Below are 24204 nucleotides of genomic sequence, written 5' to 3'. Positions count from 1 at the left end.
GACCGGCCACTTTCGCTTGCGACGTCGGCTAGGCCGCCTTCATCACCTGTGTCGCCGCGAGCGCGCGGTGCGGGGCGATGATCTGGCCGTCCGGCAGCAGCTCACCGGTGTCCTCGAAGAGCAGGACGCCGTTGCACAGCAGGCTCCAGCCCTGTTCCGGGTGAACGGCCACGGGGTGTGCGGCCTCCCGGTCGGCGGAGTCGGCGGACGGGCATGCTGGCTTGTGCTGGCACATGGATGCGTTCTTTCGCTGCGGTGTGGTCTGTGTGCTGCGGCTCGATGCGTTGGTCATGGCCGCCCCCCGTATCAACGACTTGGCTCGGTCAGAGTCCCCAGTGTTCCCCCACGACCTAGTGTCCGGAGGGATTTCCCGGCAGCTGTCCTCATAGATTGATGACGCATCACCCGTGCGGGCGGTTCAGGTCAACTCCCCTGTCATTTCGGATGGTTCGCTGGGGGCCCGAGTGGGCTAGGCCGAATGGGCAGATCTGGCCAGGGGCCGGATCAGGCGGCCGGCGCGGCCATGGAGGGCGGTACCGGGGGAGCCGTCGGCGTGAGCCGATGGGTCAGCACGGGCAGCAGTTCGGACACGGGGTGCGGCCGGTACGCGGCGATGCCGGGCGGGGCGGGCGCCAACGGGATCAGGAGGTCGGCGGCGGCCGGCAGTCCGGCGGAGGCGTCGGCGCCCACCGATCCGTGCAGCCACAGGGTCAGCATGTACAGCTCCGGTACGGACAGCAGCCGCGGCTGGTAGTTCTTGCCGAGCGATTCGGCCTGGCGCAGCGCGCGTTCGGTGGCGGAGACGTAGGGGCCCTCGAAGAAGTGGGAGAAGGCCCACCCGTCCGGTGTCAGCCGGGTGTCGGCCGCCGCGACGTAGCGGTCCCCGCTGCGGATCAGGAACCGCCAGCCGGTCAGGCGGGTGCGCGGCGGCCTGCCGCCGGCGGCCAGACCGGAGACGTGCAGCCGGTCCAGTACGTGGACGGGCAGGGGCAGTTCGGCGGTCATCGGCCCCTGGAGGGCGCGCAGGGCCGGGGTGTGCGCCTCATGGACGGCGGTGGGGGAGCCGAGAGCCGCGAGGACGCTGCGCAGGGCGGGCGCGGGAGCCGGAGGGACGTGCAGCGGCATGATGGGTCGCCTCTCGCTTGGGAGACTGTGGAACGGGGCGGGTGCGGGGTGCGGACGGCGCTGTCGCATTCTGGGGTCAGAGGGGGGCTGAGGGGCAATGGCCGCGCGCCAACTCTCTGCCTCGCATGCGGAGTTTATCCGACATGTGTTCACGCAGTGTTTCGGCTAGCTGTCCCGCCTATTGCCGACAAGGCGCTTACCGGTCCCGCTGACGTGACATTCGTGCCGGGTGCGCGCAAAAATTCCGCGCTGACCTCGGAGGTTACCGGATGGGGGCTCGGCTGAAAAGCGTCGGTTATCGGTAACCGGCAAGGTCTACGCTGTATTTGCGTGGAGGCGCTTGCCAGGTGAATGTGCCAAAGCGCCCGTCGGCCAAACCGGCGCGCGCTCCCCGCCAGTCACGCCCCTTCCGCGTTATCGATCACGCCGCCGGGGCATCATCGACCGTAACGCGCGCCTGGGTGGTGGATCCATTCCACGCCGGCCAGGCCCAGTCGAGGAGGGACGCTCCGATGGGGGAGAAGGTCGTGGCGGGCGGATTCGACCTGTCCGATCGGCAACGGTACCGGAGGAAGCTTCACGAGTGCCTGGAGGTACTGGAGCGACTTCTGGAGGAGAAGAGGTTCGATCGTCCCAAGAACATGATGGGGCTGGAGATCGAGTTGAATCTCGCGGGTGCCGACGGGTTGCCGAGAATGGTGAATGCGCAGGTCCTCGAACGCATTGCGAGCAATGATTTCCAGACCGAACTGGGAATGTTCAACCTGGAGGTGAACGTCCTCCCGCACCGGCTCGGCGGCCGGGTATTCGACCAGCTCGCCGAGGAACTGAGCGCGGGTCTCGGCTATGCCCACCGGCAGGCTCAGGAGGTCGACGCCGGGGTGGTCATGATCGGAATTCTGCCGACGATCTCCCGCACCGACCTGGTCACCGCCAACCTCTCGGCGGTGGACCGCTACTCCCTGCTCAACGAGCAGATCCTGATGATGCGGGGCGAGGACTTCACGCTCGACATCGACGGGGTCGAGCGGCTGACCTGGACCTCCGGGTCGATCGTGCCGGAGGCCGCCTGCACCTCCGTACAACTGCACCTGCAGGTGACCCCGGCCCGGTTCGCGGACGTGTGGAACGCGGCCCAGGCGGTGGCGGCCGTACAGATAGCCGTCGGCGCCAACTCGCCCTTCCTGTTCGGGCGGGAGCTGTGGCGGGAGTCGCGGCCGCCGCTCTTCCAGCAGGCCACCGACACCCGGCCACCCGAGCTCCAGGCGCAGGGGGTGCGCCCGCGCACCTGGTTCGGCGAGCGGTGGGTGGACTCGGCGTACGAGCTCTTCGCCGAGAACGTCCGCTACTTCCCCGCCCTGCTGCCGATCTGCGACGAGGAGGAGCCGCTGCGGGTGCTCGCCGAGGGCGGGGTGCCGACCTTGCAGGAGCTGGTGCTGCACAACGGCACCGTCTACCGCTGGAACCGGCCCGTCTACGGGGTCGCCGACGGGGTGCCGCACCTGCGCGTGGAGAACAGGGTCCTACCCGCCGGCCCGACGGTGGCCGACGTCGTCGCCAACGCCGCCTTCTACTACGGGCTCGTACGGACGCTCGCGGACGAGCAGCGCCCGGTGTGGAGCCGGCTGCCCTTCGCGGAGGCGGAGGCCAACTTCGACGCGGCCTGTCGCTACGGCATCGACGCCCGGCTGCGCTGGCCGCGCCGGGGCCGGGGCGGTGGACTGGCGAGCGTGCCCGCGGTGCGGCTGGTGCTGGAGGAACTGCTGCCGATGGCGGCCGCCGGACTGGACGCGTGGGGCATCGAGCCCGCCGACCGGGACCACTACCTCGGCATCATCGAGGAGCGGTGCCGGCGCCGCGTGAACGGAGCCACCTGGCAGGTGGACACGTACCACCGGGCGGTCGCGGGCGGGCTGGAGCGGGACGCGGCGCTGGCCGCGACCACGCGCCGCTACAGCGAGCTGAGTCACCGGGGCGATCCCGTGCACACCTGGCCGGTGGGTCTGGGGGGTGGCGCGGCGGCAGCCGGAAGGGCGGCCGCGGACTGATTCCGGGGCCCGCCCGGTCCCGCCCGGTGATCCCCCTGCCCCGTGGAGGAGGCAGTATGGGGTGATCGGGGCGGGTCGCCCCGCGAGATGTCGCAGCGGTGGCGGGACGGGAGACGGGCGTGCGGACGGAGCCGGAACCGGTGGTCGGGGAGCTCGAACTCGGCGAGGGCCCGAGCGGGCGAAGGATGCTGCGCTCCGAGACGCTGCTCGTGCTCGCGCTGTCCCTGGGCGCGAGCGGCGTCTCGGCGCTGATCAGCTTCATCGGCTCGCTGACCAAGCCGGGCGGGCTCAAGGACCAGGCCGCCACGCTCAACGGCTCCTACGCCCCGGGGCGGCCCTGGCTGGACCTGGCCTGGCAGCTGTTCGGCATCGCGAGCGCCCTCGTCCCCGTCCTGCTCGTCGCGCACCTGCTGACCCGTGAGGGCGCGCCCGGGCTGAAGGTGCTGGGCTTCGACCGCACCCGGCCCGGGTGGGACCTGGGCCGGGGCGCGCTCGTCGCCGCCTGCATCGGCAGCGCGGGGCTGGCCTTCTACCTGGGGGCCCGGGCGACCGGCTTCAACCTCACGGTGGTGCCGGAGGCGCTGCCCGACGTGTGGTGGAAGTTCCCCGTGCTGATCCTCTCCGCGGTGCAGAACTCCGTGGTGGAGGAGGTCATCGTGCTGGCCTACCTGCTGCGCCGGCTCGACCAGCTGGGCTGGTCGCCGATGGCCGCGCTGCTCGCCAGCTCCGTGCTGCGCGGCTCGTACCACCTGTACCAGGGCATCGGCGGGTTCATCGGCAACGTGGTGATGGGCGTGGTCTTCGTCCTCGCCTACCGGCGCTGGGGCCGGGTGGGGCCGCTGGTCGTCGCGCACGCACTGCTCGACATCGTGGCCTTCGGCGGGTACGCCCTGCTGGCGGGCAAGGTGGGCTGGCTGCCCACCCCGTAGGCGCACGGCCCGGCGGGCGGCCGGCCGCCGGACGTACTGCCGGGCCGCTTACGGTGCGCTGAGCAGCTCGCCGTCGACGACCGTGACCGCGCGCCCGATCAGCAGCGTACGGTCGCCCAGCAGCCGGACCCGGACCAGGCCGGTGCGGGCTCCGCCCTGGAGGCCGACCAGCTCCGTGCGGCCCAGCCGCCGCGCCCAGAAGGGGGCCAGCGCGGTGTGGGCGCTGCCGGTGACCGGGTCCTCGTCGATGCCGAACGCGGGGAAGAAGCCGCGCGAGACGAAGTCGTAGCCGCGGGAGGGGTCCTCGGCCGCCGCGGTCACGATGATCCCGCGCCGGGAGTAGCCGCGCAGGGCGGCGTGGTCCGGCGTGAGCTCCCGTACGGTCCGCTCGTCGGCCAGCTCCACCACGAGGTCCCCGATGTGCTCGGAGGTGTCGTGGACCGACTTGACCGTGGCGCCCAGCGCGCGCTCCACGGCGGCGTCCGGTTCCACCTCGGTCAGGGAGGAGGTCGGGAAGTCCATCACCAGGGTCCCGTCCTCGGCGGCCGTGACCTTCAGGATTCCGCAGCGCGCAGCGAAGCGGACCGTCCCTGTCGCGAGGCCACTGGTGGCCAGGACGTGGGCGGTGGCCAGGGTCGCGTGGCCGCACATGTCGACCTCGGCTGCCGGGGTGAACCAGCGCAGCGCCCAGTCCGCCTCGCCGCCGGGCGGGAGCGGATGGGCGAAGGCGGTCTCGGAGAGGTTGACCTCGGCGGCGACCTGCTGGAGCCAGGCGTCCGGGGGGAACCCGCCTTCGAGGAGCAGGACCCCGGCGGGGTTGCCGCCGAAGGGGCGGTCGGTGAAGGCGTCGACGATTCGGATGCGCATGTCCTCGACCGTAGGGACGCGGCGGAGCCGCCCGCAAAGGCCAATCCGGGATCACTGGACTGGACTGGACTGGATCGGGCTGGGCTGGACCCCGGGTCGAGTTCGTTAAAGGAGTTTCCGATATATCGTTGACGCATCGCGATGGGTCAACGATAGTGGAGACATCGCAACAGCGACATCGAGATGCGAATGACGAAAGGAGCGCAGTCATGCGTTCACGCGGACAGCACGGACACGGCCACGGACATGAGCACGGACGGGGTCACGGCCACTGCGGGCCGGACCGTCGGGAGGAGTTCCAGGGGCGGCGCGCCGCCTTCGGGCCGTTCGGGCCGCCCTTCGGCGGCGGGCCCTTCGGTGGCCGCGGCGGGCGCGGCGGACCGCGCGGCCGGGCCCGGCGGGGTGATGTGCGCGCCTCCATCCTGGCGCTGCTCACCGACCGGCCCATGCACGGCTACGAGATGATCCAGGAGATCGGCGAGCGCAGCGGCGGGGCGTGGAAGCCCAGCCCGGGGTCGGTCTACCCGACCCTGCAGCTCCTGGAGGACGAGGGCCTCATCACCAGCGAGAGCGAGGGCGGCAAGAAGCTGTTCACGCTCACCGACGCCGGCCGCACCGAGGCCGAATCCGGCCCGGACGCCCCGTGGGCGGAAGTCGGGCGAGGGTTCGACTTCGAGGCGATGAACGAGGTCCGGACGGCCGGTTTCGGCCTGATGGAGGCCTTCGGCCAGGTCTTCAAGACCGGCACTCCCGCGCAGCGGGAGAAGGCCCTCGCCGTCGTCAACGACGCCCGCAAGAAGCTCTACCTGATTCTGGCCGACGAGCACTGAGTGCCGGTCGGCGGGACCTCCCGCACGCGACGGCGCGCCCCGCGAGCTTCTCGTGGGGCGCGCCGTCGTATACGTGCGTAAGTGCGTGTGCGTACGGACCTGCTCGACCGGGAGTGGTGCTCAGGCGACCAGGCCGGAGAGCTTGCGGAGCGACTCGTTCAGGGCGGCGGTGGCCGAGTCCTTGAGCTTGCCCGCCATGAGGGAGACCGCGGCGCCGGTGAACTCGCCGTCGATGCGGACCGTGGTGGCGCCGCCGTCCGGGATCAGGGTGTAGCGGGTCAGGACGGCCACACCCATCGGGCCCTTGCCGGTGATCGCGAAGACGCGCTCGGCCTCCAGCTCCGAGACCGTCCAGAGGACCTCGGCGGGGAAGCCCATCATCTTCATGTTCTCGGCGAAGGTGGAGCCCACCGCGAGGGTCTCGGGGCCGCCCTTCGGGAAGTTGGTGTGGGTCATGCTCCACTGGCCGTAAGCGTCCCAGTCGGTCAGCTGGGACCAGAGCTTCGCGGCGGACGCCTCGATGCGTGATTCCGCGGTGACTTCAGCCATGCGACCACCCCTTCTCGTCAGGTACGTGCGGCGGAAGGTAGTCCCGGCGGACGCAACATTCAAGACTGACGACCTGTCAGATATCGGGGAGCGGGGCGGGCGTGGACCCGGGCGGCGTCGGGCAGGTCTCGGGAGCGTCTCAACAGGTGTCACGGTCCCGTCACTCCTGACCGGCCCTGTCATGATGTCCGAATGCAAGCGTCAGGGAGACATGCCGGACTGGGCCTCGCCCTCGTTTCGGCGATCGCGTTCGGTGGTTCGGGTGTGGCGGCGAAGCCGCTGATCGAGGCGGGTCTGGATCCGCTCCACATGGTCTGGCTCAGGGTGGCCGGGGCGGCGCTCGTGCTGTCCCCGCTGGCCTGGCGCCATCGCGATCTCGTACGCCGCAAGCCCCTGCTGCTCGCCGGATTCGGGCTCATCGCCGTGGCCGGGGTCCAGGCCTTCTACTTCGCCTCGCTGTCCCGGATCCCGGTCGGCGTGGCCCTGCTGCTCGAGTACCTCGGCCCGGCGCTGCTGCTCGGCTGGATCCGCTTCGTGCAGCGCAGGCCCGTGACCCGGGCCGCCGCGGCCGGCGCCGCCGTGGCCGTCGTGGGTCTCGCCTGCGTGGTGCAGATCTGGGCCGGGCTCAGCCTCGACCTGCTCGGCGTGCTGCTCGGCCTCGCGGCCGCCTGCTGTCAGGCCTTCTACTTCGTCTTCGCCGACCAGGGCAGTGACGGGGACGACGTGCCGGACCCGATGGGCATGATCGCGTACGGCATGATCGTCGGCACCCTCGTGATGACCGTGATCGCCCGGCCCTGGCAGATCGACTGGCAGGTACTCGGCGGCGACGCGGCGCTCGGGGACCTGATGGTGCCCGCGCCGGTGCTGCTCGGCTGGGTGGTGCTGATCGCGACCGTCTTCGCGTACCTGACCGGTGTGGTCTCCGTGCGCAAGCTGTCGCCGCAGGTCGCCGGCGTGGTGGCCTGTCTGGAAGCGGTCGTGGCGACCGTACTGGCCTGGGTGCTCCTCGGCGAGCACCTCTCGACCTGGCAGATCATCGGCGGCGCGCTGGTACTGGGCGGAGCCTTCATCGCGCAGACCTCCCGGCAGACCGCGCCCGGGGTCGCGGAGCCGGTGGCCGCCCTGGACCGCGACCCGAGCAAGGTCTAGGCTCTCGATCATGCCGACGACCGTGCTTCCGCCTCCGGCCAGGTCCCTGGCGCGGGCGGCTGCCACCACGTAGGAGAACCCGGCCCGGGCCGTGACCCGGGCGGATTCGCGCTGCCCGCGAAGCGATGACCTGCTCCTTTCATCCTTCACGCACGCGCGGAGACCTCTCGTGTCGATCCAGTCGGACCAAACGCCCGCCACCGGGCGCAGCCTGCTCTTCCTCGTCATCGCCGGAACCGCCTGGGGTACGGCGGGGGCGGCGGCCTCGCTGCTCTACCTCGCCAGTGACCTCGGCCCGCTCGCCCTGTCGTTCTGGCGGTGCGCGGGCGGGCTGGCGGTGCTGCTCGCGGTACTCGCCGTACGCCGTCGCCCGCGGGGCGGCGCCGTCGGGGCTGGCGGCGTCCGGGCGGGCACCGTCCGGTCGGGCACCGTTCGTGCGGGCACCGTCCGGGCGCGGGCCTCGGTGGGGTCGCTGATCGGGACCGGGCTGCTGTTCACCCTCTTCCAGTCCGCGTACTTCGCCGCCGTGCGCGAGACCGGCCTGGCCGTGGCCACGGTGGTCACCCTCGGATCCGGGCCCGTGCTCATCGCGCTCGGGGCCCGGTACTGGATGGGGGAGCGGCTCGGGCGGGGCGGGATCCTCGCGGTCGGCGGGGCGCTGGCCGGACTGGCCGTACTCGTCCTCGGCAGCGGCGGCGGCGAGGTGCGGCCGCTCGGCGTCGGCTGGGCACTGCTGTCGGCCTCCGGCTACGGGGCCATGACCCTGCGGGCCAGGCTCCTCGGGCGGCGCGGGACCGGCGGGGACCCGCTGGTCACCACCGTCTGGTCGGTCGGGGTGGGCACGGTGTGCCTCTTGCCGTTCGCCCTGGTGGAGGGCCTGATGCCGCATGCCGCGGAGCCCGTCCGGGTGCTCTGGCTGCTCGCCTACATGGCCACCGTGCCGACCGCGCTGGCCTACGCGCTCTACTTCAGCGGGGCCGCCGCGGTGCGGGCCGCGACGGTGTCCGTGATCATGCTGATCGAGCCCGTCGGTGCGGCGGCGATCGCCGTCCTGGTGCTCGGGGAGCGGCTGACCGGGCCGGTCGTGCTGGGGACCGTACTCCTGCTGACGGCGGTGGGGGCCCTGATCGCCGCCGAGTCGAGGCGGCCGGCAGACGCGCAGGAGGCGGACGCACAGGAGGGCGACGCACAGGAGGGCGGGCCGGAGGTCCGGCCCGCCCTCGCCGGCCAGGCGGCCGTCAGAGTGCGGTGATGTAGTCCGGGACGGGGATGCCCGGGGCGAGGTCGGCGGCCGGGACCGGGGTCCCGTACGCCGGCGCGACCGGGACCACGCCCGACCAGAACGGCAGGTCGAGGTCTTCGGCGTCGTCGCCCGGGCCGCCGCTGCGGACCTTGGCGGACACCTCGTTCAGGTCCAGGCGGATCACGGCGGTGGCCGCGAGCTCCTTGGCGTTCGCCGGCCGGGAGTCGGCCGAGCGGCCCGGGACGACCTGGTCGACGAGGGCGTCGAGCGCGATCCGCCGCTCCTCGGGATCGGTCACCTCGTAGGCGGTGCCGTGCACGACCACCGAGCGGTAGTTGAGCGAGTGGTGGAAGGCGGAGCGGGCCAGGACCAGGCCGTCGAGGTGCGTCACGGTGAGGCAGACCGGCAGCCCCGGGTCGGCCTTGCCGGCCGCGAGGAGCGGGCGCGAACCCGTGGACCCGTGCACGTAGAGGGTCTGGCCGACGCGGCCGAAGAGGGTCGGCAGGACCACCGGAGCGCCGTCGCGGATGAAGCCGAGGTGGCAGAGGTAGGCCGCGTCCAGTATCGAGTGCACCGTCTCGTGGTCGTAGTGCGCGCGGTCGCGGTACCGGCTGGGGACGGTACGGTCGGTGGGCGCGTACCCGGCGGCCGATGCCTGCGGGGGTGCGGTTTCGGCCGCTGCCGTCGACGTCTCCGTGGTGCTCTCGGGGGCAGGCGTGACGCTCATCGTGCGGACTCCGTTGTACTAGTGCATACTTGGCTTTGTGCTAGGAGAGTATCTGATCATCGGGCGGCGCGCATCGGAAATCGCCGCGAGTGTGGAAGCGGGCGTCGCCTCGGGCGCGCTCGCGCCGGGAGCGCTGTTGCCGCCGATGCGGGAGCTCGCGGGCGTGCTGGGGGTGAACCCCAACACCGTGGCCGCCGCGTACCGCACGCTGCGCGAGCGCGGGGTCATCGAGACCGACGGGCGGCGCGGCAGCCGGGTGCGGGCCCGCCCGGCGACCGCACCGCGCGACCAGCTGCGTATGGCCGTCGCGGACGGGGTGCGCGACATCGCCTCCGGCAACCCGGACGTACGGCTGCTGCCCGCGCTGGGCGATGCCCTGGCGGGCGCGGCGCGCCGGTACGCCGCCGAGCCGACGCTCTACGGCCACGACCCGGTCGTTCCGGAGTTGGCCCGGCTCGCCAGGGCGGCCTTCGACGCGGACGGGGTGCCGGCCGGGGAACTGGCCGTGGTCTCGGGCGCGCTGGACGGCATCGAACGGGTCCTGGCCGCGCACCTGCGGCCCGGGGACGCGGTGGCGGTCGAGGATCCGGGGTGGGGGAGCGTGCTTGACCTCGTCCCGGCGCTGGGGCTGCGGGTGGTGCCGATTGCCGTGGACGACGACGGGCCGCTGCCCGACTCGGTGGAACGGGCACTGGCGCAGGGGGTGCGGGCGCTGCTCGTGACGGCCCGGGCGCAGAACCCGACCGGGGCGGTGGTGAGCGCGGAGCGGGCCGCGGAACTGCGGGCGGTGCTCGCCGGGTACCCGGACGTGCTGGTCATCGACGACGACCACGGACACGGCATCGTGGACCTGCCGCTGAACGCGCTGGGCGGGGCGACCCGCCACTGGGTGCTGATCCGCTCCACCGCGAAGGCGTACGCACCGGACCTGCGGCTCGCCGTGCTGACCGGGGACGGTGTCACGCTCGACCGGGTCCGGGGACGGCAACGGCTGGGCCCGGGCTGGGTGAGCAGGCTGCTGCAGTACACGGCGGTGGAACTGTGGAAGGCCGGGGCGGTCGACCATGCGGCGGTCGCCCGGTCCTACGGGGAGCGCCGGGACGGACTGGTCGCGGCGCTGGCCCGGCGCGGGGTGCGCGCGCAGGGGCGGAGCGGGATGAACGTGTGGGTGCCCGTCGCCGAGGAGACGGCGGTGGTGACGCGGCTGCTGGGCTCGGGCTGGGCGGTCGCTCCGGGGGCCCGCTTCCGGGTGGAATCCGGGCCGGCGGTGCGGATGACGATGTCGACGGTGTCCCTGGCGGACGTACCGGGGCTGGCGGAGGCGGTGGCGTCGGCGGTCCGCCCGGCGGCCGGGGGGCGGCTCGACTGACGGGGCCGGGGCGGGTGGCCGGGGGCGGCTCGACTGCGGGGTCCGCCCGGCCGCCGGGGGTGGCTCGACCGGCGGCCGGGGGTGGCTCGACCGGCGGCCGGGGCGGACGGAACGTGACGACGGGTCTCAGCGGCGCCGGGTCTGGGTGAGGGCCGCGCCGGCCAGGACGACGGCCGCGCCCACCGGGGTGTTCCAGTGGAGCTGTTCGTCCAGGAGCAGGACGCCCGCCGTCGTCGCGATGACCGGGATGAAGTACGTGACCATCTGCGCGGTGGTCGGGCCGATCTCCGTGACCAGGCCGTACTGCATCTGGAGGGCCATGCCCGTGCCCAGGGCCCCCAGTGCGATCACCGACAGGGTCGGCCAGAGCGGGAACGAGCTCGGGGCCGAGGTGAACAGGAGGCTGACCGCTGCCAGTTGGAGGGTGGAGACCAGGAGCTGGGCTCCGGTCAGGGCCACCGGGGAGCCCGGTGTGGAGGCCAGGGTGCGGCGTACGTAGATCCAGCCGATCGGATAGCAGAGCGCGGCCAGCAGGGCGAGTGCGGTGCCCTTGGCATCGAGACCGGAGAAGCCCTGCCAGGCGCCGAGGACGGTCAGGACGCCGAGGAAGCCCAGGCCCAGGCCGGCGAAGCGGCGGCGCGTCGGGCGGTCCTCGGAGAGCGCGACCAGGGAGAGGGCCATGCCCCACAGCGGCGAGGTGGCGTTGCAGATGCCCGCCAGGCTGGAGGGGATGCTCAGTTCCGCGTACGCGAAGAGGGAGAACGGGGCGGTGTTCAGCAGCAGCGCCGCCACCGACAGGTGGGCCCAGGTGCGCCGGCCCCGGGGGAGCGGTTCGCGGCGGATCAGGAGCACCGTGAGCAGGGCGAGCGCGCCGAAGAAGACCCGGCCGAGGGCGACCTGGAACGGGGCGTACGCCTCCGTGCCCACCTTGATCAGCAGGAAGCTGAAGCCCCAGATCACCGAGAGGATCGCGAAGCGCAGGCGCCAGTCCAGGCGGGCGGTGGCGGAGGCCTTCGCGGTGGGGCCGGGACCGGGGGTGGTCTGGGTCTGGATCCGGGTCTGGGGGGCGGCCGGGGAGAGGGGTGGGACCGGGGTGCTGGGGGCGCTCATGACAGCAACTTTGGCCCTCGCGATCTCGTAGGACAAGCGAAAGTTGTTTGGGGTGACGTCGTAGGATTGCTTACATGTTGAACTTGGAGCGGCTGCGCACCCTCGATGCCCTCGCCCGCCACGGGTCCGTCAGTGGCGCCGCCGACGGGCTCCACGTCACCACCTCCGCCGTGTCCCAGCAGATGGCCAAACTGGAACGGGAGGTCGGGCAGCCGCTGCTGGCCAAGAACGGGCGCGGGGTCCGGCTCACCGACGCTGGACGGCTCCTCGCCGAGCACGCGGCCCGGATCATCTCCCAGGTCGAGCTCGCCCAGGCCGATGTCGAGGCCCGGCGCGGGTGTGCGGTCGGCGAGCTGCGGATCGGCGCCTTCCCGACCGCCATGCGCGGGCTGCTGCCGCAGGTCCTCGCGGAGCTGCGCGCGGAGCACCCCGAACTGCGGCCCCGGGTACGGGAGCAGGAGCCGGAGGAGAGCATGACCGCCGTGGTGCGGGGCGACCTCGACATGGCCCTCGCCATCGACTGGCACAACAAGCGGATGCCCGTACCGGTCGAGCTCGCGCGGGCCCATCTCCTGGACGACTGCGTGGACATCGCGGTGCCGGCTGGGCATCCGCTGGCCGGCCGCGACGGGATCTGCCTGGCCGATCTCGGCGAGGACGACTGGATCTCCTGGACCCCGGGGCAGTTCTGCCACGAGTGGCTCGTCTCCACCCTGCGCGGTAGTGGCGTCGAGCCCCGGATCGCGCACATCGCCGAAGAACACCACACCCAACTGGCCTTCGTGGAGGCCGGGCTGGGTGTGTGCGTGGCCCCCCGGCTGGGGCGCGGACCCGTGCCGCCGGGGGTCCGGCTGCTGCCGGTGCGCGACAGCGTCCGGCGCCACGTGTACGTCGTCTGGCGGGCGGACGCCGACCGCCGGCCGTCGATCCGGGCCGCCGTCGAGGCCTTGAGGAGGGCGGCCTCGACTGTGACCGCTGCCTCGGCCGCCGCGGGGGACGGCCGGGCGGCGCGGGCCTGACCGGCAAGATCCGAAAGAGACGGCCTAGATCTTGCGGAAGTCCCAGGACACGATCGAGTCCGGTGTCAGCCGGATCCAGGCGTGCCGTCCGTCGTGCGGCATCTCCGTGATGCCGAAGTTCTTGACGGGGAAGAGCCGCTCCGGCTCTGCCAGTTCCTCGCACGGCTCGCCCGTACGGGGAGCCTCGCCGACGAAGACGGCCGTGCCGGACAGTTCCACCCCGCGCAGTTCGTCGTAGGCCTCGCCGGCGTCCACGACCACCGATATGCGGGGGTCCTTGCGGAGGTCGGACCAGCGGCGGCTGCGGGTGATCGAGTACAGCCACAGGGAGGTGCCGTCCCAGGCGAACCAGAGCGCGCCCACGTGCGGGCGCCCGTCGGGGGAGACCGTGGCCACCCGGCAGGTGCGCTGCTCGCGCAGGAAGGCGTGCGTCTCCTCGTCGGTCATCATGATGCGGCGGCCCCGCCGCTGCGCCCTGTCCGCGGGTGTCCCGTCCATAGGTGTCCCGTCCGTATGTGTCCCGTCCATGGGTGTCCTGTCCATGTGGTCCGCGCCCCTTCACATCTGACTGTGTGTCAGGAATCATGCGGGCTCTTCCGTCGCCACGCCAGGGGGAGCCATGGCCGATCTCGATCCCGCCACCACCGCACTGCTCACCGTGGAGTGTCAGAACGGTGTCGTCGGCGAGGAGAGCGCCCTGCCGGAGCTGGCGAAGGAGGCGCGGGACTCCGGCATGCTGGACCGGGTCGCCGCGCTGGTCGAGGCCGCGCGGGGGGCCGGGGTGCAGGTACTGCACGCGGTCGCCGAGCGGCGGCCGGACGGGCTCGGGGCCAACAGCAACGCCCGGCTGTTCCGGGCCGCGGGGCGGCTGCCGGTGCGTCAGCTGACCGGCAGCCCGGCGGTGGAGGTCGCCGCACCCCTCACCGTCGCCGAGCAGGACCTCGTGGTGCGCCGGCTGCACGGGCTCTCCCCGATGGCAGGCACCGACCTGGACGCTCTGCTGCGCAACCTCGGCATCCGCACCCTCGTCGTCACCGGGGTCTCTTCCAACATCGCGATCCCGAACACCGTCTTCGACGCGGTCAACCTCGGCTATCAGGTCGTGGTCCCGTCCGACGCCATCGCCGGGGTGCCCGCCGCCTGCACCGCCGAGGTGATCCGCAACTCCCTCTCCCTCGTCGCGACCATCACCACGGCCGAAGCCCTCCTGGCGCAGTGGGCCCCGGCGCGCTGATCTCCGTAACCCCCGGGGTGCGCGGCAGGGCGCGGCCTCATGCGGCTGCCGGCCGATCGCACGGCGCGGAGCGCCCGTAGGGGATCCGATGGATCCGGTGGAGGGGCCGCGCTTCCCGGCGACCGGTCGCGGCGGGCGGCCGGGACGGGCCGCAAGCGCCAGGTCCGGGCCGGGCCCCGATGTGTAGTGTGGCGACATGAAGGCGGAGACCTTGCGAGGCAACCTGGAAGGCATGCTGCTGGCCGTCCTGGAGCCCGGAGAGCAGCACGGCTATGCCGTCATCGAGGAACTCAAGCGGCGCAGCGGTGACGCGATCAACCTGCCCACGGGGACGGTCTATCCGGCCCTGCACCGGCTGGAGGCCGCGGGGCTGGTCGGCAGCGAGTGGTCGACGTTCAACGGCCGCCGCCGCCGCAACTACTTCCTCACCACGGCCGGACGCCGCGCCCTGGCCGACAAGCGCACGGCCTGGCGGGAGGTCTCCGCGGTCATCTCGGTGGTGCTCGGGGGCGGGGCGTGACCGAAGCGGCGGTACTGCGGCGCTACACCGCCCGCATCGCCGAACACCTCGTCGGGCCGTCCTCCAGGCGGTCGGAGATCCTCGACGAGGTGCTGGACGGCCTGGAGTGCGCCACCGAGAGCAATCTGGAGCTCTGCCCCGACGCCGAGGAGGCCGCGCAGCGCGCAGTCCGGGAGTGGGGTCCGCCCGCCGAGGTGGCCCGGGCCTACAACGACGCCACCCTGCGCATCAGCGCCAACCGCCTGTCCGCGCGTGCCGTCTGCGCACTGCCACTGCTCGCGGCGACCTGGGCGTCCGCCATGCTCGGGGGTCCGGCCGGCCCCTGGGTGAACCGGCATCCGCCGTTGCTGCTGCTGGGGCTGTCGGTCGTCGCGTTCGGCTGTGTGCTCTCCCTGGCGGGGGCCGTCTCCGGGCTCCGTACGGGCCGTGGCATCGAGGCGGCGGACCCCCGGCGGGACCGCGGGGTCACGACCGGGACGCTCGCGGCCCTCATCGGACTGCTCTGCGTGCTCGGTGCGCTGATCCTGCTGATGCTCCATCGCGGCCTGAGCCATCCCGAATCCCTGGACTGGCCGATGGTTTCCGTCGCGGCGGCCCTGACCCTCCTGGCCGGCGCCTACTTCGGGCTGGCCCTGCAGCGTTTCCTCTCGGTCATGCGGGGGGCCGGATCCCCGTAACGTCCCAAAACGTTCGGGCATCGCGTGTAAGGCGCGTAAGGCCGTGTAATACCGCGTAATACCGCGATCAGAGCCCCCGGCGGGGGCGGCATCCATGGACGGATGCCGCCCCGCCGGGGGCTCTTCGTGTTTCCCGGGCAGGGCCCGAGGCCCGAGGCCCGTGCAACTTCCTTGTCGGGCCGTGGCCTTGTTGCGGAGGCCACGCCCCGGCGACTACGTTGAACCCATGTGTAGCGTGGCTACACAATAGCGTCGCTACAGGAGGTGTGCCGTGGAGCGCATGACGCGATGGGTGCTCGCCTATCGACTGCCCGTGGTCCTGGTCTGGGTGGTGCTCACGCTGGTCGGGGGCGCCCTGTCCGGCAGCACGATCGAGGAGCTTTCGTTCGAGTCCCGCCTCCCGGACAAGCCGGCCCAGGTGGCGAACGACACCCTCGCCCAGCGCTTCTCCCAGACCGGCGGCAAGAACGCCCCGCTGCTCCTCGTGGTGACCGTGCCGGACGGCACGACCGCCGACAGCGAGGGCGTCCGCAAGGCCTGGGGAGACCTGATCGCCAAGGTCACCCCGCAGGGCGGCCGCAGCGTGTCCTACGCGAACACCGGCGACGACTCCCTGATCTCCCGGGACAAGCGCACCACTGTCGCGCTGCTCTACCCGCCGGCGAACCGCACCAACGTCCCCTACGAGCAGTCGCTCCCGGGGATCAAGCAGACGGTCGAGCAGGCGAAGATCGCGGGCGCTCCGGTGGAGCTGACCGGCCAGCCCGTCCTGTCCGGCCGCGACAGCGGAGCCCGGCGCAGCCCGGTCCACGAGACGCTGATCGGCGCCCTGGGAGCCCTGGTCGTGCTCGGCCTCGTCTTCACCAGCGGCCTGGCCGTCGTTCCGCTGCTGATGGCCGCAGTGGCCATCCCCACCACGTTCCTGCTGGTGCGCGGGATCACCGGGGTCACCGACGTCTCGTTCATCGTGCAGTACCTGGTGGCCCTCATCGGTCTGGGCATCGCCATCGACTACGCCCTCCTCGTCGTCACCCGCTGGCGGGAGGAACGGCAGAAGCCCGGAGCCGACGGCCCCGGTCCCGCCGCCCGCCGCGAGGCGGTCGTACGCTCCGTGGCCAGCGCGGGCCATGCCGTCGCACTGAGCGGCGCCACCGTGGCGATCTCGCTCGCCGCGCTCGTGGTCCTGCCCGTCCCCTTCCTGCGCAGCGTCGGCTACGCGGGTCTGCTGATCCCGCTCGTCAGCGTCGCGGTCGCGCTGACCTTGCTGCCCGTCCTGCTGTACTCGTGGGGCGACAGGCTCGACCGGCCGCGCCGGGCGCACCGCCCCGACAGCAGGATGTGGGGCCGGATCGCCGGGGCCACCACACGCCGTCCCGCGCTCACCGCGGTGATCAGCGGCGCGCTGCTGCTGGCGCTGGCCGCGCCCGTACTCGCCCTGCGCCTGGGGCAGCCCGCCACCGTGACGCTCGCTCAGGGCGGGCAGCCCGCGGCGGCCTTCCAGCGGATCGTCGACGCGGGCTTCGGAGAGGGCATCGCACGCCCCCTGGAAGTCATCGTGGACGCCGGCGGCAGTGACGCGATGGACAACCGGCTCGGCGGTCTCGATGGCGTCGCCGGCTCCGTGGCCCCGGCGGACTGGGAGCGCGGCGGACAGCGCATCGTCGACGTGTGGACCAAGGCCGACCCGTCCAGCGGCGACGGCCGGGACACGGTGACCGCGGTCATGGACACGGCGGGGGAGACCCGCGGCGCGCTGGTGGGCGGGGGACCCGCCCAGGACGTCGACTTCATCGACGCGGTCTACGGATCCCTCGGGCTCATCCTCGTCTTCGTCGCCCTGCTCACCTTCGTGGTGCTGGCCCGGACCCTGCGGTCGGTGGTCCTGCCCGTGAAGGCCCTGATCCTCAACGCGCTGTCGACCTGCGCGGCGTACGGCGTGGTCGTGCTCGTCTGGCAGGAGGGCTACGGCAGCGAGGCGCTGTTCGGCACACCGGCGATCGGGGCGGTGACCGTCTGGATCCCCATGGCGGTCTTCGCCTTCCTCTTCGGACTGTCGATGGACTACGAGGTGTTCATCCTCCACCGCATCCGCGAAACCCATCTGGAGCTGACCGCCGAGGGGGTGCGCGACACGGTGATCCCCTCCGTCGTGACGGGCATCAGCCGGACCGGCCGGCTCGTGACCTCCGCGGCGCTCATCCTCTTCCTGGCCTTCACCGCCCTGGCCGGCATCCCCATCACCGATGTGAAGGTGTTCGCCACCACGCTGGCGGCGGGCATCATCATCGACGCCACCGTCGTCCGGGGCCTGCTTGCCCCGGCCCTGGTCACCCTCCTCGGGCGGTCCAACTGGTGGTTCCCGCACGCCTTGGGCCGATTGCTCGTGACCTCCCCCCGGCGGGCGGCCGGCCCGAGGCAGGACCCCACCGGCGACGCGGCGTCAGAGGGCGGGGGCGGGGCGGCGACGGTGACCGCCGTACCCTCCGAGCCGACGACGGGCCCGCGCGGCCGCGGCTGAACGGGGCACATGGGGCGCCTGGGGCCCTTGGGTCGCCTGCTGAGGGTTGCCGGTCCGCCGGCCATGTCGTTGGCCATCTCGTTGGCCATCTCGTTGGCCATCTCGTTGGGCATCCGTCACGGCGGATGCCTAGCACTCGAAGCCTCCCCGCCCGATCATGACCGCACGGTCCTGCCCCGGGACGCGGCAGACGGGGATCACGGGTCATGCGAAGGCCCCGGCGCAGAGGAGTGGCACGTCATGGAAGACGAGGCGGCGGACGTGGTGGCCACGGCCACGGCGATCGTGCATGCGGCGGCGGCCAGGCGGGCGCGGCAGGAGCTGGTCGTACGGGCGGGGGCATGGCTCTCGGCCGGGGTGTTCCTGACCGGTTGCCCGTCCGGTCTGTGGTGGCGAGGGGACCGGGCGAACGTCCCGCTCGTCGGAGAGGTGCTCGCCGGCTGGGGCCCGGGCGTGATGCCCTATCCGACCGACCTGATCGGGCTGATGCTCCTGGTGTGCGCGGCCCTCTCCGGGGCGGCCGGGGCCGGCGCCCTGTGGTGCGGCGCGGCGGACATCGCCCGCCGCGTGAACCCGCTCGCGCGCTACGACCGGCCCGGGGAAAACCATGGATGGTGAACCATGATCGCCGGATAGCCTGGATAAATGCTCACAGAAGTGATCGCGACCCGCTATGTGACGCCCCTGCGTGAGGGCGGCTCGCTCCCGGGGATCGTGGAAGCCGACGACCTCGGTACGTACGTCATGAAGTTCACCGGAGCCGGTCAGGGGCGCAAGACCCTGGTCGCCGAGGTCATTTGCGGCCGGTTGGCCCAGCGCCTGGGGTTGCGCGTGCCCCGGCTGGTGCAGATGCAGCTCGATCCGGTCATCGGGCTCGGCGAGCCCGACCAGGAGGTCCAGGAGCTGCTCAAGGCGAGCGGCGGGCTGAACCTCGGGATGGACTACCTCCCCGGCTCGATCGGCTTCGACCCGCTCGCGTACCAGGTGGATCCGGTGGAGGCGGGGCGCGTGGTCTGGTTCGACGCCCTGATCAACAACGTCGACCGGTCCTGGCGCAATCCCAACATGCTGGTCTGGCACGGGGACCTCTGGCTCATCGACCACGGCGCCACCATGATCTGGCACCACAACTGGCCCACTGCCGAGAGCGCCGCCGCCAAGCCGTACAACGCCTCCGACCACGTACTGGCCCCCGTCGGCCCGGACATCGCCGCGGCGGCGGCCGCGCTCGCGCCGCTGGTCACCGAGGAACTGCTCACCGAGGTCGCGGCCGACGTGCCCGACGAGTGGCTGGTCGACGAGCCGGGCTTCGGCTCCACCGACGCGCTGCGCCGCGCCTATGTGGAGGCCCTGCTGCCGCGCGCGGCCACGATCCACGAGAGGATCACGATGGAGGCCGAGGCGAAGGTCCGGTCGGGTCCGCCCGGCTGGCTCGCCGACCGCCTCGACCCCCGTCCCCGGAAGATGAAGAGCGACAGCGAGTGATCAAGCGGGACGTCTTCGAGTACGCGCTGGTGCGCGTGGTGCCCCGGATGGAGCGCGGCGAGTGTTTCAACGCCGGCGTGATCGTCTACTGCCGGGCGCATTCCTACGTCCGTGCGCGCACCCACCTCGACGAGGCCAAGCTCCTCGCCCTGGACCCGGAGGCCGACGTGGCCGGGGTGCGGGCCGCGCTGCGCGGGGTCGAGGGAGTGTGCGCGGGCGGCGAGTCCGCGGGGCAGGCGGCCGGTGACGACGCGGGGCGGCGGTTCCGGTGGCTGATCGCGCCGCGCAGCACGGTGGTGCAGCCGGGCCCGGTGCACACCGGCCTGACGGCCGATCCTGCTGCGGAGGTGGAGCGGTTGCTGGACCTGCTGGTCCGGTAGAGGGTCGGGCGGGTCCCGCCGGTCGTTCGAGTGCGGCGCCGTTGCGGGGGCTCTGCCCCCGGACCCCCGCGCCTCAAACGCCGGCGGGGCTGGTTGGTGCCCGGCGCCGCTGGTTGTGGACCGGCGCCGCCGGTTGTGCACCGACGGGGCTGGATCTGCTCCCGTTGACACGGAGTGCCAGGGCTCCTAGCGTCTCCTCAGCTGAAGCTACTAAGCGGTTGCTCACCCCTGAGGGGCCGCTTTCCGAGGGCGAGGAGATCCAGCATGTCCACCACCGAGCAGCGCGTCGCGATCGTGACCGGGGCGGCCCGGGGCATCGGCGCGGCCACCGCCGTACGCCTGGCCGCCGAAGGACGGGCGGTCGCCGTCCTCGACCTGGACGAGGCGGCCTGCAAGGACACCGTCGAGGCGATCACGGCGGCCGGCGGCACGGCCGTCGCGATCGGCTGCGACGTCTCCGACAGCGCGCAGGTGGAGGCGGCCGTCGAGCGGGTGGTGAGCCTGCTCGGCGCCCCGACCATCCTGGTCAACAATGCGGGTGTGCTGCGGGACAACCTGCTCTTCAAGATGAGCGACACCGACTGGGACACCGTCATGAACGTGCACCTGCGCGGTGCGTTCCTGATGTCGAAGGCCTGTCAGAAGCACATGGTGGCGGCCAAGTTCGGCCGGATCGTGAGCCTCTCCAGCAGCTCCGCGCTCGGCAACCGCGGCCAGGCCAACTACTCGGCGGCCAAGGCCGGCCTGCAGGGCTTCACCAAGACCCTGGCCATCGAGCTCGGCAAGTTCGGCATCACGGCGAACGCCGTCGCCCCCGGTTTCATCGTCACCGAGATGACCGCGCACACGGCCGCCCGGGTCGGCATGGACTTCGAGGACTTCCAGGCCGCGGCCGCCACCCAGATCCCGGTGCAGCGCGTCGGGCGCCCGGACGACGTGGCCAACGCGATCGCCTTCTTCACCGGCGAGGCCGCCGGCTTCGTTTCCGGCCAGGTCATGTACGTGGCCGGCGGCCCGCTCAGCTGAGAGAAGGCAGGGTATACGTCATGACGTACGACGGAACGGACAGCGGCAAGGTCGCGCTGATCACCGGGGCGAGCCGGGGCATCGGCTACGGCATCGCCGAGGCTCTGGTGGCGCGCGGCGACCGGCTCTGCATCACCGGCCGGAACGAGGATGCCCTCAAGGAGGCCGTCGAGCAGCTCGGCGCGGACCGGGTGATCGCGGTCGCGGGCAAGGCGCACGACGAGGCCCACCAGGCGGTCGCCGTGGAGCGCACGATGGAGGCCTTCGGCCGCGTCGACTTCCTGATCAACAACGCGGGGACCAATCCGGTCTTCGGGCCGATCGCGGACCTGGACCTCGGTGTCGCGCGCAAGGTCTTCGAGACCAACGTGATCTCGGCGCTCGGCTTCGCCCAGCGGACCTGGCACGCCTGGCAGAAGGAGAACGGCGGGGCGATCGTGAACATCGCCTCGATCGCCGGTGTCTCCGCCTCGCCCTTCATCGGGGCGTACGGGATGAGCAAGGCGGCCATGGTCAACCTGACGCTCCAGCTCGCCCATGAGATGGCGCCGGGGGTCCGGGTCAACGCGATCGCGCCCGCGGTGGTGAAGACCAGGTTCGCGCAGGCGCTCTACGAGGGCCGGGAGCAGGAGGCGGCGGCGGCGTACCCGCTGGGCCGGCTCGGGGTCCCGGAGGACATCGGAGGGGCCGCCGCGTTCCTCACATCTGCACAAGCGGAATGGATCACGGGACAGACTCTCGTCGTCGACGGAGGAATGTTCCTTAATGCCGGAGTGCATTGACCGATAATCGGACGCATTTGCCTCCGAAGGGGAGGCAAATGCGTACCGAATGGGCACGTAATCGGTCAAGTGCCGCACGAAACATACCCATTGGTTTCGTGATGCTCTGCGGTAGGGTCTGCCGCACCCCTGGCTGATCGAGGAGCGTGCACGTGTTCAACCGGACCAGATGCCTGCAGATCACTGCGGCCCTTGCGTCCATATCCCTGCTCTCCGGATGCGGCCTGTTTTCGGACGACGGCGGCAATGGAGAACAGCGGATTGTCGTCGGAACGACGAGCGCACCCACGACCCTCGATCCAGCCGCGGCCTGGGACGGCTCCTGGGAGCTCTACCGGAACGTCTACCAGACCCTGCTGGCGTTCCCCACGGGTGCCACCAAGCCCCAGCCGGACGCCGCACAGAGCTGTGAGTTCACCGACTCCGGGAACGAGTCGTACCGCTGCACCGTGCGCAAGGGCCTGAAGTTCTCCGACGGCGAGCCGCTGGACGCCAAGGCCGTCAAGCACTCCCTGGACCGGATCAAGGCCATCAACGCCCCGTCCGGCCCCAAGGCCCTCTTCGGCAGCCTCGACAAGATCGAGACGCCGGACGCGCAGACGGTGGTCTTCCACCTGAACACCCCGGACGCCACCTTCCCCTTCGTGCTCGGCTCCCCGGCCGCCTCGCTGGTCTCGCCGAAGCAGTACCCGGCCGACAAGCTGCGCGAGGGCGACGAGGTCACCGGCTCCGGCCCGTACACCCTCGAGTCGTACAAGGACGGCAGCGAGGCGGTCCTGAACCGCAACGACAGCTACAACGGCTTCGCCAACCGCCGCAACGGCGGGGTCACCATCCGTTACTTCGCGGACTCCAAGAAGATGATCGCGGCCCTCAAGGGCAAGGAGATCGACGCGACCTACCGCGGCCTCTCCGCCGACGAGGTCAAGGACCTCCAGGCCCCCGCCTCGCACGACGCGGGCGTCCAGGTCGTCGAGAACGTCGGCTCGGAGATCCGCTACCTGATCTTCAACCCCGCGGACCCGCAGGTCGCGAAGGTCGAGGTGCGCCAGGCGATCGCGCAGATCGTCGACCGCGGGGCGCTCGTCTCCAAGGTCTACCAGGGCACCGCCGAGCCGCTCTACTCGATGGTCCCCAAGGGGGTCGTCGGCCACAAGACGCCGTTCTACGACTCCTACGGCCAGCCGGACGTGGCCAAGGCCAAGAAGGCCCTCAAGGACGCCGGGATCCCCACGCCGGTGAACCTGACCTTCTGGTACACCACCGACCGCTACGGCGCCTCCACCGCGGACGAGTTCACGGAGCTCAAGCGCCAGCTCGACGAGAGCGGGCTCTTCAAGATCACCCTGCGCGGGCAGCCCTGGAAGGCGTTCCAGGAGGGCTACAAGAAGGGCGAGTACCCGGTCTTCGGCCGCGGCTGGTTCCCCGACTTCCCGGACCCGGACAACTTCATCGCGCCGTTCGTCGGCAAGGAGAACGCGGTCGGCACCCCGTACGAGTCCGCCGAGATCCTGAACGTGATCCTGCCCAAGTCCCGCCGCGAGAGCGACCGTTCGGCCGGCGTCCACGAGTTCGAGAAGGCCCAGCAGATCTTCGCCGACGACGTCCGGCTGCTGCCCCTGTGGCAGGGCAAGCTGTACGTCGCCGCCCGCGACGACATCGCCGGCGCGGAGCGGGCGCTCGACCCGCAGACCGTCATGCAGGTGTGGGAGCTGTACCGCAAGACCAGCTGGTAGCAGGCCCGTAGACCGCCCCGCCCGTCCGCACCGCCCACCGGGCGGGGCGGGCGGGCGTCGCGTTGTCAGTGGCCACCGGTAAGTTCTGGACCAGTCGCGCGAAGCAGTTGCGCGAGCGCCCATGCGTGCAGACACGCAGACGTGCAGACGTGAAGTCTCGAACAACGTGTACCGGAGGTTGTCGCCGTGACCCAGATGCTGCCCGAGTCCTGGCTCCCCGTCCTCGGCGGGGAGCTGGACCAGCCCTACTTCAAAGAACTCACCGAGTTCGTCGAGAAGGAGCGGGCGAACGGGCCGGTCTACCCGCCCCGCGAACAGGTCTTCGCGGCCCTGGAGGCCACTGCCTTCGACCAGGTGAAGGTACTGGTCCTCGGCCAGGACCCGTACCACGGCGCGGGCCAGGGCCACGGACTGTGCTTCTCCGTGCAGCCCGGCGTGAAGACCCCGCCCTCGCTGCGCAACATCTACAAGGAGATGCATGCGGAGCTGGGCACCCCGATCCCGGACAACGGCTACCTGATGCCGTGGGCCGAGCAGGGCGTCCTGCTGCTCAACGCGGTGCTCACCGTCCGCGAGGCCGAGCCCAACTCGCACAAGGGCAAGGGCTGGGAGAAGTTCACCGACGCGGTGATCCGCGCCGTGGCCGAGCGCCCCGACCCGGCCGTCTTCGTCCTCTGGGGGGCGTACGCGCAGAAGAAGCTCCCGCTGATCGACGAGGAGCGGCACGCGGTCGTCAAGGGGGCCCACCCCTCCCCGCTGTCGGCCAAGAAGTTCTTCGGCTCCCGGCCCTTCACCCAGATCAACGAGGCCGTCGCCGCCCAGGGCCATGCGCCGATCGACTGGCGGATCCCGGACCTGGGCTGATGCCCGACCGCGCC

Annotated in this window: 25 protein-coding genes; 18 read left to right on the top strand and 7 right to left on the bottom strand. The window is 71.8% G+C overall.

The features are described from left to right. Positions 1-28: 28 nt before the first annotated feature. Together AC3IYI_RS06160 and AC3IYI_RS06155 are read right to left on the bottom strand one after the other, a co-directional pair. Complete coding sequence (locus AC3IYI_RS06160) at positions 29-235, bottom strand: DUF5999 family protein (protein WP_327251645.1); 207 nt, start codon at positions 233-235, stop codon at positions 29-31. A gap of 269 nt (positions 236-504) precedes the next feature. Continuing rightward, positions 505-1125: a hypothetical protein gene (locus AC3IYI_RS06155; protein ID WP_489409238.1), complete on the bottom strand. Its 621-nt coding sequence runs from the start codon at positions 1123-1125 to the stop codon at positions 505-507. A gap of 512 nt (positions 1126-1637) precedes the next feature. On the opposite strand from AC3IYI_RS06155, the gene AC3IYI_RS06150 reads away from it, so the two are divergent. Beyond that, complete coding sequence (locus AC3IYI_RS06150; protein ID WP_489409237.1) at positions 1638-3173, top strand: glutamate-cysteine ligase family protein; 1536 nt, start codon at positions 1638-1640, stop codon at positions 3171-3173. A gap of 185 nt (positions 3174-3358) precedes the next feature. Then, positions 3359-4102 carry a CPBP family intramembrane glutamic endopeptidase gene (locus AC3IYI_RS06145; RefSeq protein WP_489411907.1) on the top strand — a complete coding sequence of 248 codons (744 nt, stop codon included), beginning with the start codon at positions 3359-3361 and terminating at the stop codon, positions 4100-4102. A gap of 48 nt (positions 4103-4150) precedes the next feature. On the opposite strand, the gene AC3IYI_RS06140 is transcribed toward AC3IYI_RS06145, so the two are convergent. Beyond that, positions 4151-4969: a PhzF family phenazine biosynthesis protein gene (locus AC3IYI_RS06140; protein ID WP_489409236.1), complete on the bottom strand. Its 819-nt coding sequence runs from the start codon at positions 4967-4969 to the stop codon at positions 4151-4153. Positions 4970-5178: 209 nt separating this feature from the next. Here AC3IYI_RS06140 and AC3IYI_RS06135 point away from each other — a divergent pair, with 209 nt between their 5' ends. Beyond that, complete coding sequence (locus AC3IYI_RS06135; protein ID WP_489409235.1) at positions 5179-5799, top strand: PadR family transcriptional regulator; 621 nt, start codon at positions 5179-5181, stop codon at positions 5797-5799. Positions 5800-5919: 120 nt separating this feature from the next. Here AC3IYI_RS06135 and AC3IYI_RS06130 read toward each other — a convergent pair whose 3' ends face one another. Next, positions 5920-6348, bottom strand: a complete 429-nt coding sequence (locus AC3IYI_RS06130; protein ID WP_489409234.1) for a type II toxin-antitoxin system Rv0910 family toxin — start codon at positions 6346-6348, stop codon at positions 5920-5922. A 192-nt stretch (positions 6349-6540) separates the two neighbouring features. Here AC3IYI_RS06130 and AC3IYI_RS06125 point away from each other — a divergent pair, with 192 nt between their 5' ends. Both AC3IYI_RS06125 and AC3IYI_RS06120 read left to right on the top strand, forming a co-directional pair. Continuing rightward, positions 6541-7500: an EamA family transporter gene (locus AC3IYI_RS06125; RefSeq protein ID WP_489409233.1), complete on the top strand. Its 960-nt coding sequence runs from the start codon at positions 6541-6543 to the stop codon at positions 7498-7500. Positions 7501-7669: 169 nt separating this feature from the next. Next, positions 7670-8752: a DMT family transporter gene (locus tag AC3IYI_RS06120; RefSeq protein ID WP_489409232.1), complete on the top strand. Its 1083-nt coding sequence runs from the start codon at positions 7670-7672 to the stop codon at positions 8750-8752. Here the strand turns inward: AC3IYI_RS06120 and AC3IYI_RS06115 are convergent. Beyond that, positions 8739-9470: a pyridoxamine 5'-phosphate oxidase family protein gene (locus AC3IYI_RS06115; protein WP_489409231.1), complete on the bottom strand. Its 732-nt coding sequence runs from the start codon at positions 9468-9470 to the stop codon at positions 8739-8741. The two genes, AC3IYI_RS06120 and AC3IYI_RS06115, sit on opposite strands and share 14 nt — an antisense overlap. Positions 9471-9507: 37 nt before the next feature. Between AC3IYI_RS06115 and AC3IYI_RS06110 the strand changes: the two genes are divergently transcribed. Then, positions 9508-10839: an aminotransferase class I/II-fold pyridoxal phosphate-dependent enzyme gene (locus AC3IYI_RS06110; protein WP_489409230.1), complete on the top strand. Its 1332-nt coding sequence runs from the start codon at positions 9508-9510 to the stop codon at positions 10837-10839. Positions 10840-10965: 126 nt separating this feature from the next. Here the strand turns inward: AC3IYI_RS06110 and AC3IYI_RS06105 are convergent, their stop codons facing one another. Further along, positions 10966-11949 (bottom strand): DMT family transporter, encoded by a 984-nt coding sequence (locus AC3IYI_RS06105; RefSeq protein ID WP_489409229.1) that lies wholly within the window; start codon positions 11947-11949, stop codon positions 10966-10968. A 74-nt stretch (positions 11950-12023) separates the two neighbouring features. On the opposite strand from AC3IYI_RS06105, the gene AC3IYI_RS06100 reads away from it, so the two are divergent. Then, positions 12024-12968 carry a LysR family transcriptional regulator gene (locus AC3IYI_RS06100; protein WP_489409228.1) on the top strand — a complete coding sequence of 315 codons (945 nt, stop codon included), beginning with the start codon at positions 12024-12026 and terminating at the stop codon, positions 12966-12968. Between the two features lie 24 nt (positions 12969-12992). Here the strand turns inward: AC3IYI_RS06100 and AC3IYI_RS06095 are convergent, their stop codons facing one another. Continuing rightward, a complete protein-coding gene (locus tag AC3IYI_RS06095; RefSeq protein ID WP_489409227.1) occupies positions 12993-13466 on the bottom strand; it encodes a pyridoxamine 5'-phosphate oxidase family protein in 474 nt (157 codons plus the stop codon). Positions 13467-13587: 121 nt separating this feature from the next. Here AC3IYI_RS06095 and AC3IYI_RS06090 point away from each other — a divergent pair, with 121 nt between their 5' ends. The 11 genes from AC3IYI_RS06090 (at position 13588) to AC3IYI_RS06040 (ending at position 24190) form a co-directional block, all read left to right on the top strand. Next, complete coding sequence (locus tag AC3IYI_RS06090; RefSeq protein WP_489409226.1) at positions 13588-14202, top strand: cysteine hydrolase family protein; 615 nt, start codon at positions 13588-13590, stop codon at positions 14200-14202. A gap of 196 nt (positions 14203-14398) precedes the next feature. Next, on the top strand, positions 14399-14722 hold the full coding sequence (locus AC3IYI_RS06085) for a PadR family transcriptional regulator (protein WP_489409225.1): 324 nt from the start codon (positions 14399-14401) through the stop codon (positions 14720-14722). Further along, positions 14719-15399, top strand: coding sequence for a hypothetical protein (locus tag AC3IYI_RS06080; protein ID WP_489409224.1), 681 nt, complete (start codon positions 14719-14721; stop codon positions 15397-15399). The genes AC3IYI_RS06085 and AC3IYI_RS06080 overlap by 4 nt, the downstream gene beginning before the upstream one ends. Positions 15400-15679: 280 nt before the next feature. Beyond that, complete coding sequence (locus AC3IYI_RS06075) at positions 15680-17917, top strand: MMPL family transporter (RefSeq protein WP_489411906.1); 2238 nt, start codon at positions 15680-15682, stop codon at positions 17915-17917. 240 nt (positions 17918-18157) lie between these two features. Next, complete coding sequence (locus tag AC3IYI_RS06070; protein ID WP_489409223.1) at positions 18158-18535, top strand: hypothetical protein; 378 nt, start codon at positions 18158-18160, stop codon at positions 18533-18535. 27 nt (positions 18536-18562) lie between these two features. After that, entirely contained in the window at positions 18563-19402 is an 840-nt protein-coding gene (locus tag AC3IYI_RS06065) for a HipA family kinase (RefSeq protein ID WP_489409222.1), read from the top strand. Next, positions 19399-19782 carry a DUF3037 domain-containing protein gene (locus AC3IYI_RS06060; RefSeq protein WP_489409221.1) on the top strand — a complete coding sequence of 128 codons (384 nt, stop codon included), beginning with the start codon at positions 19399-19401 and terminating at the stop codon, positions 19780-19782. The genes AC3IYI_RS06065 and AC3IYI_RS06060 overlap by 4 nt, the downstream gene beginning before the upstream one ends. Before the next feature lie 264 nt (positions 19783-20046). Continuing rightward, positions 20047-20808 carry a 3-oxoacyl-ACP reductase FabG gene (gene fabG, locus AC3IYI_RS06055; RefSeq protein ID WP_489409220.1) on the top strand — a complete coding sequence of 254 codons (762 nt, stop codon included), beginning with the start codon at positions 20047-20049 and terminating at the stop codon, positions 20806-20808. A 20-nt stretch (positions 20809-20828) separates the two neighbouring features. After that, on the top strand, positions 20829-21590 hold the full coding sequence (locus tag AC3IYI_RS06050) for an SDR family oxidoreductase (RefSeq protein WP_489409219.1): 762 nt from the start codon (positions 20829-20831) through the stop codon (positions 21588-21590). A 152-nt stretch (positions 21591-21742) separates the two neighbouring features. Continuing rightward, on the top strand, positions 21743-23326 hold the full coding sequence (locus tag AC3IYI_RS06045) for an ABC transporter substrate-binding protein (protein WP_489409218.1): 1584 nt from the start codon (positions 21743-21745) through the stop codon (positions 23324-23326). Positions 23327-23521: 195 nt separating this feature from the next. Further along, complete coding sequence (locus tag AC3IYI_RS06040; protein WP_489411905.1) at positions 23522-24190, top strand: uracil-DNA glycosylase; 669 nt, start codon at positions 23522-23524, stop codon at positions 24188-24190. The last annotated feature ends 14 nt before the right edge of the window (positions 24191-24204 follow it).

It is taken from the genome of Streptomyces sp. GL_148, from assembly GCF_057834205.1.
This window is presented reverse-complemented; position numbering and strand designations above follow the sequence as displayed.

Bases quoted from the DNA above. Each gene is read 5' to 3' on its own strand.
- AC3IYI_RS06100 (WP_489409228.1), top strand. From the start codon at position 12,024: ATGTTGAACTTGGAGCGGCTGCGCACCCTCGATGCCCTCGCCCGCCAC.
- AC3IYI_RS06065 (WP_489409222.1), top strand. From the start codon at position 18,563: ATGCTCACAGAAGTGATCGCGACCCGCTATGTGACGCCCCTGCGTGAG.
- AC3IYI_RS06075 (WP_489411906.1), top strand. From the start codon at position 15,680: ATGACGCGATGGGTGCTCGCCTATCGACTGCCCGTGGTCCTGGTCTGG.
- AC3IYI_RS06090 (WP_489409226.1), top strand. From the start codon at position 13,588: ATGGCCGATCTCGATCCCGCCACCACCGCACTGCTCACCGTGGAGTGT.
- AC3IYI_RS06125 (WP_489409233.1), top strand. From the start codon at position 6,541: ATGCAAGCGTCAGGGAGACATGCCGGACTGGGCCTCGCCCTCGTTTCG.
- AC3IYI_RS06160 (WP_327251645.1), bottom strand. From the start codon at position 235: ATGTGCCAGCACAAGCCAGCATGCCCGTCCGCCGACTCCGCCGACCGG.
- AC3IYI_RS06070 (WP_489409223.1), top strand. From the start codon at position 18,158: ATGGAAGACGAGGCGGCGGACGTGGTGGCCACGGCCACGGCGATCGTG.
- AC3IYI_RS06115 (WP_489409231.1), bottom strand. From the start codon at position 9,470: ATGAGCGTCACGCCTGCCCCCGAGAGCACCACGGAGACGTCGACGGCA.
- AC3IYI_RS06155 (WP_489409238.1), bottom strand. From the start codon at position 1,125: ATGCCGCTGCACGTCCCTCCGGCTCCCGCGCCCGCCCTGCGCAGCGTC.
- AC3IYI_RS06085 (WP_489409225.1), top strand. From the start codon at position 14,399: ATGAAGGCGGAGACCTTGCGAGGCAACCTGGAAGGCATGCTGCTGGCC.
- AC3IYI_RS06150 (WP_489409237.1), top strand. From the start codon at position 1,638: ATGGGGGAGAAGGTCGTGGCGGGCGGATTCGACCTGTCCGATCGGCAA.
- fabG (WP_489409220.1), top strand. From the start codon at position 20,047: ATGTCCACCACCGAGCAGCGCGTCGCGATCGTGACCGGGGCGGCCCGG.
- AC3IYI_RS06135 (WP_489409235.1), top strand. From the start codon at position 5,179: ATGCGTTCACGCGGACAGCACGGACACGGCCACGGACATGAGCACGGA.
- AC3IYI_RS06050 (WP_489409219.1), top strand. From the start codon at position 20,829: ATGACGTACGACGGAACGGACAGCGGCAAGGTCGCGCTGATCACCGGG.
- AC3IYI_RS06095 (WP_489409227.1), bottom strand. From the start codon at position 13,466: ATGGACGGGACACCCGCGGACAGGGCGCAGCGGCGGGGCCGCCGCATC.
- AC3IYI_RS06140 (WP_489409236.1), bottom strand. From the start codon at position 4,969: ATGCGCATCCGAATCGTCGACGCCTTCACCGACCGCCCCTTCGGCGGC.
- AC3IYI_RS06105 (WP_489409229.1), bottom strand. From the start codon at position 11,949: ATGAGCGCCCCCAGCACCCCGGTCCCACCCCTCTCCCCGGCCGCCCCC.
- AC3IYI_RS06130 (WP_489409234.1), bottom strand. From the start codon at position 6,348: ATGGCTGAAGTCACCGCGGAATCACGCATCGAGGCGTCCGCCGCGAAG.
- AC3IYI_RS06040 (WP_489411905.1), top strand. From the start codon at position 23,522: ATGCTGCCCGAGTCCTGGCTCCCCGTCCTCGGCGGGGAGCTGGACCAG.
- AC3IYI_RS06145 (WP_489411907.1), top strand. From the start codon at position 3,359: ATGCTGCGCTCCGAGACGCTGCTCGTGCTCGCGCTGTCCCTGGGCGCG.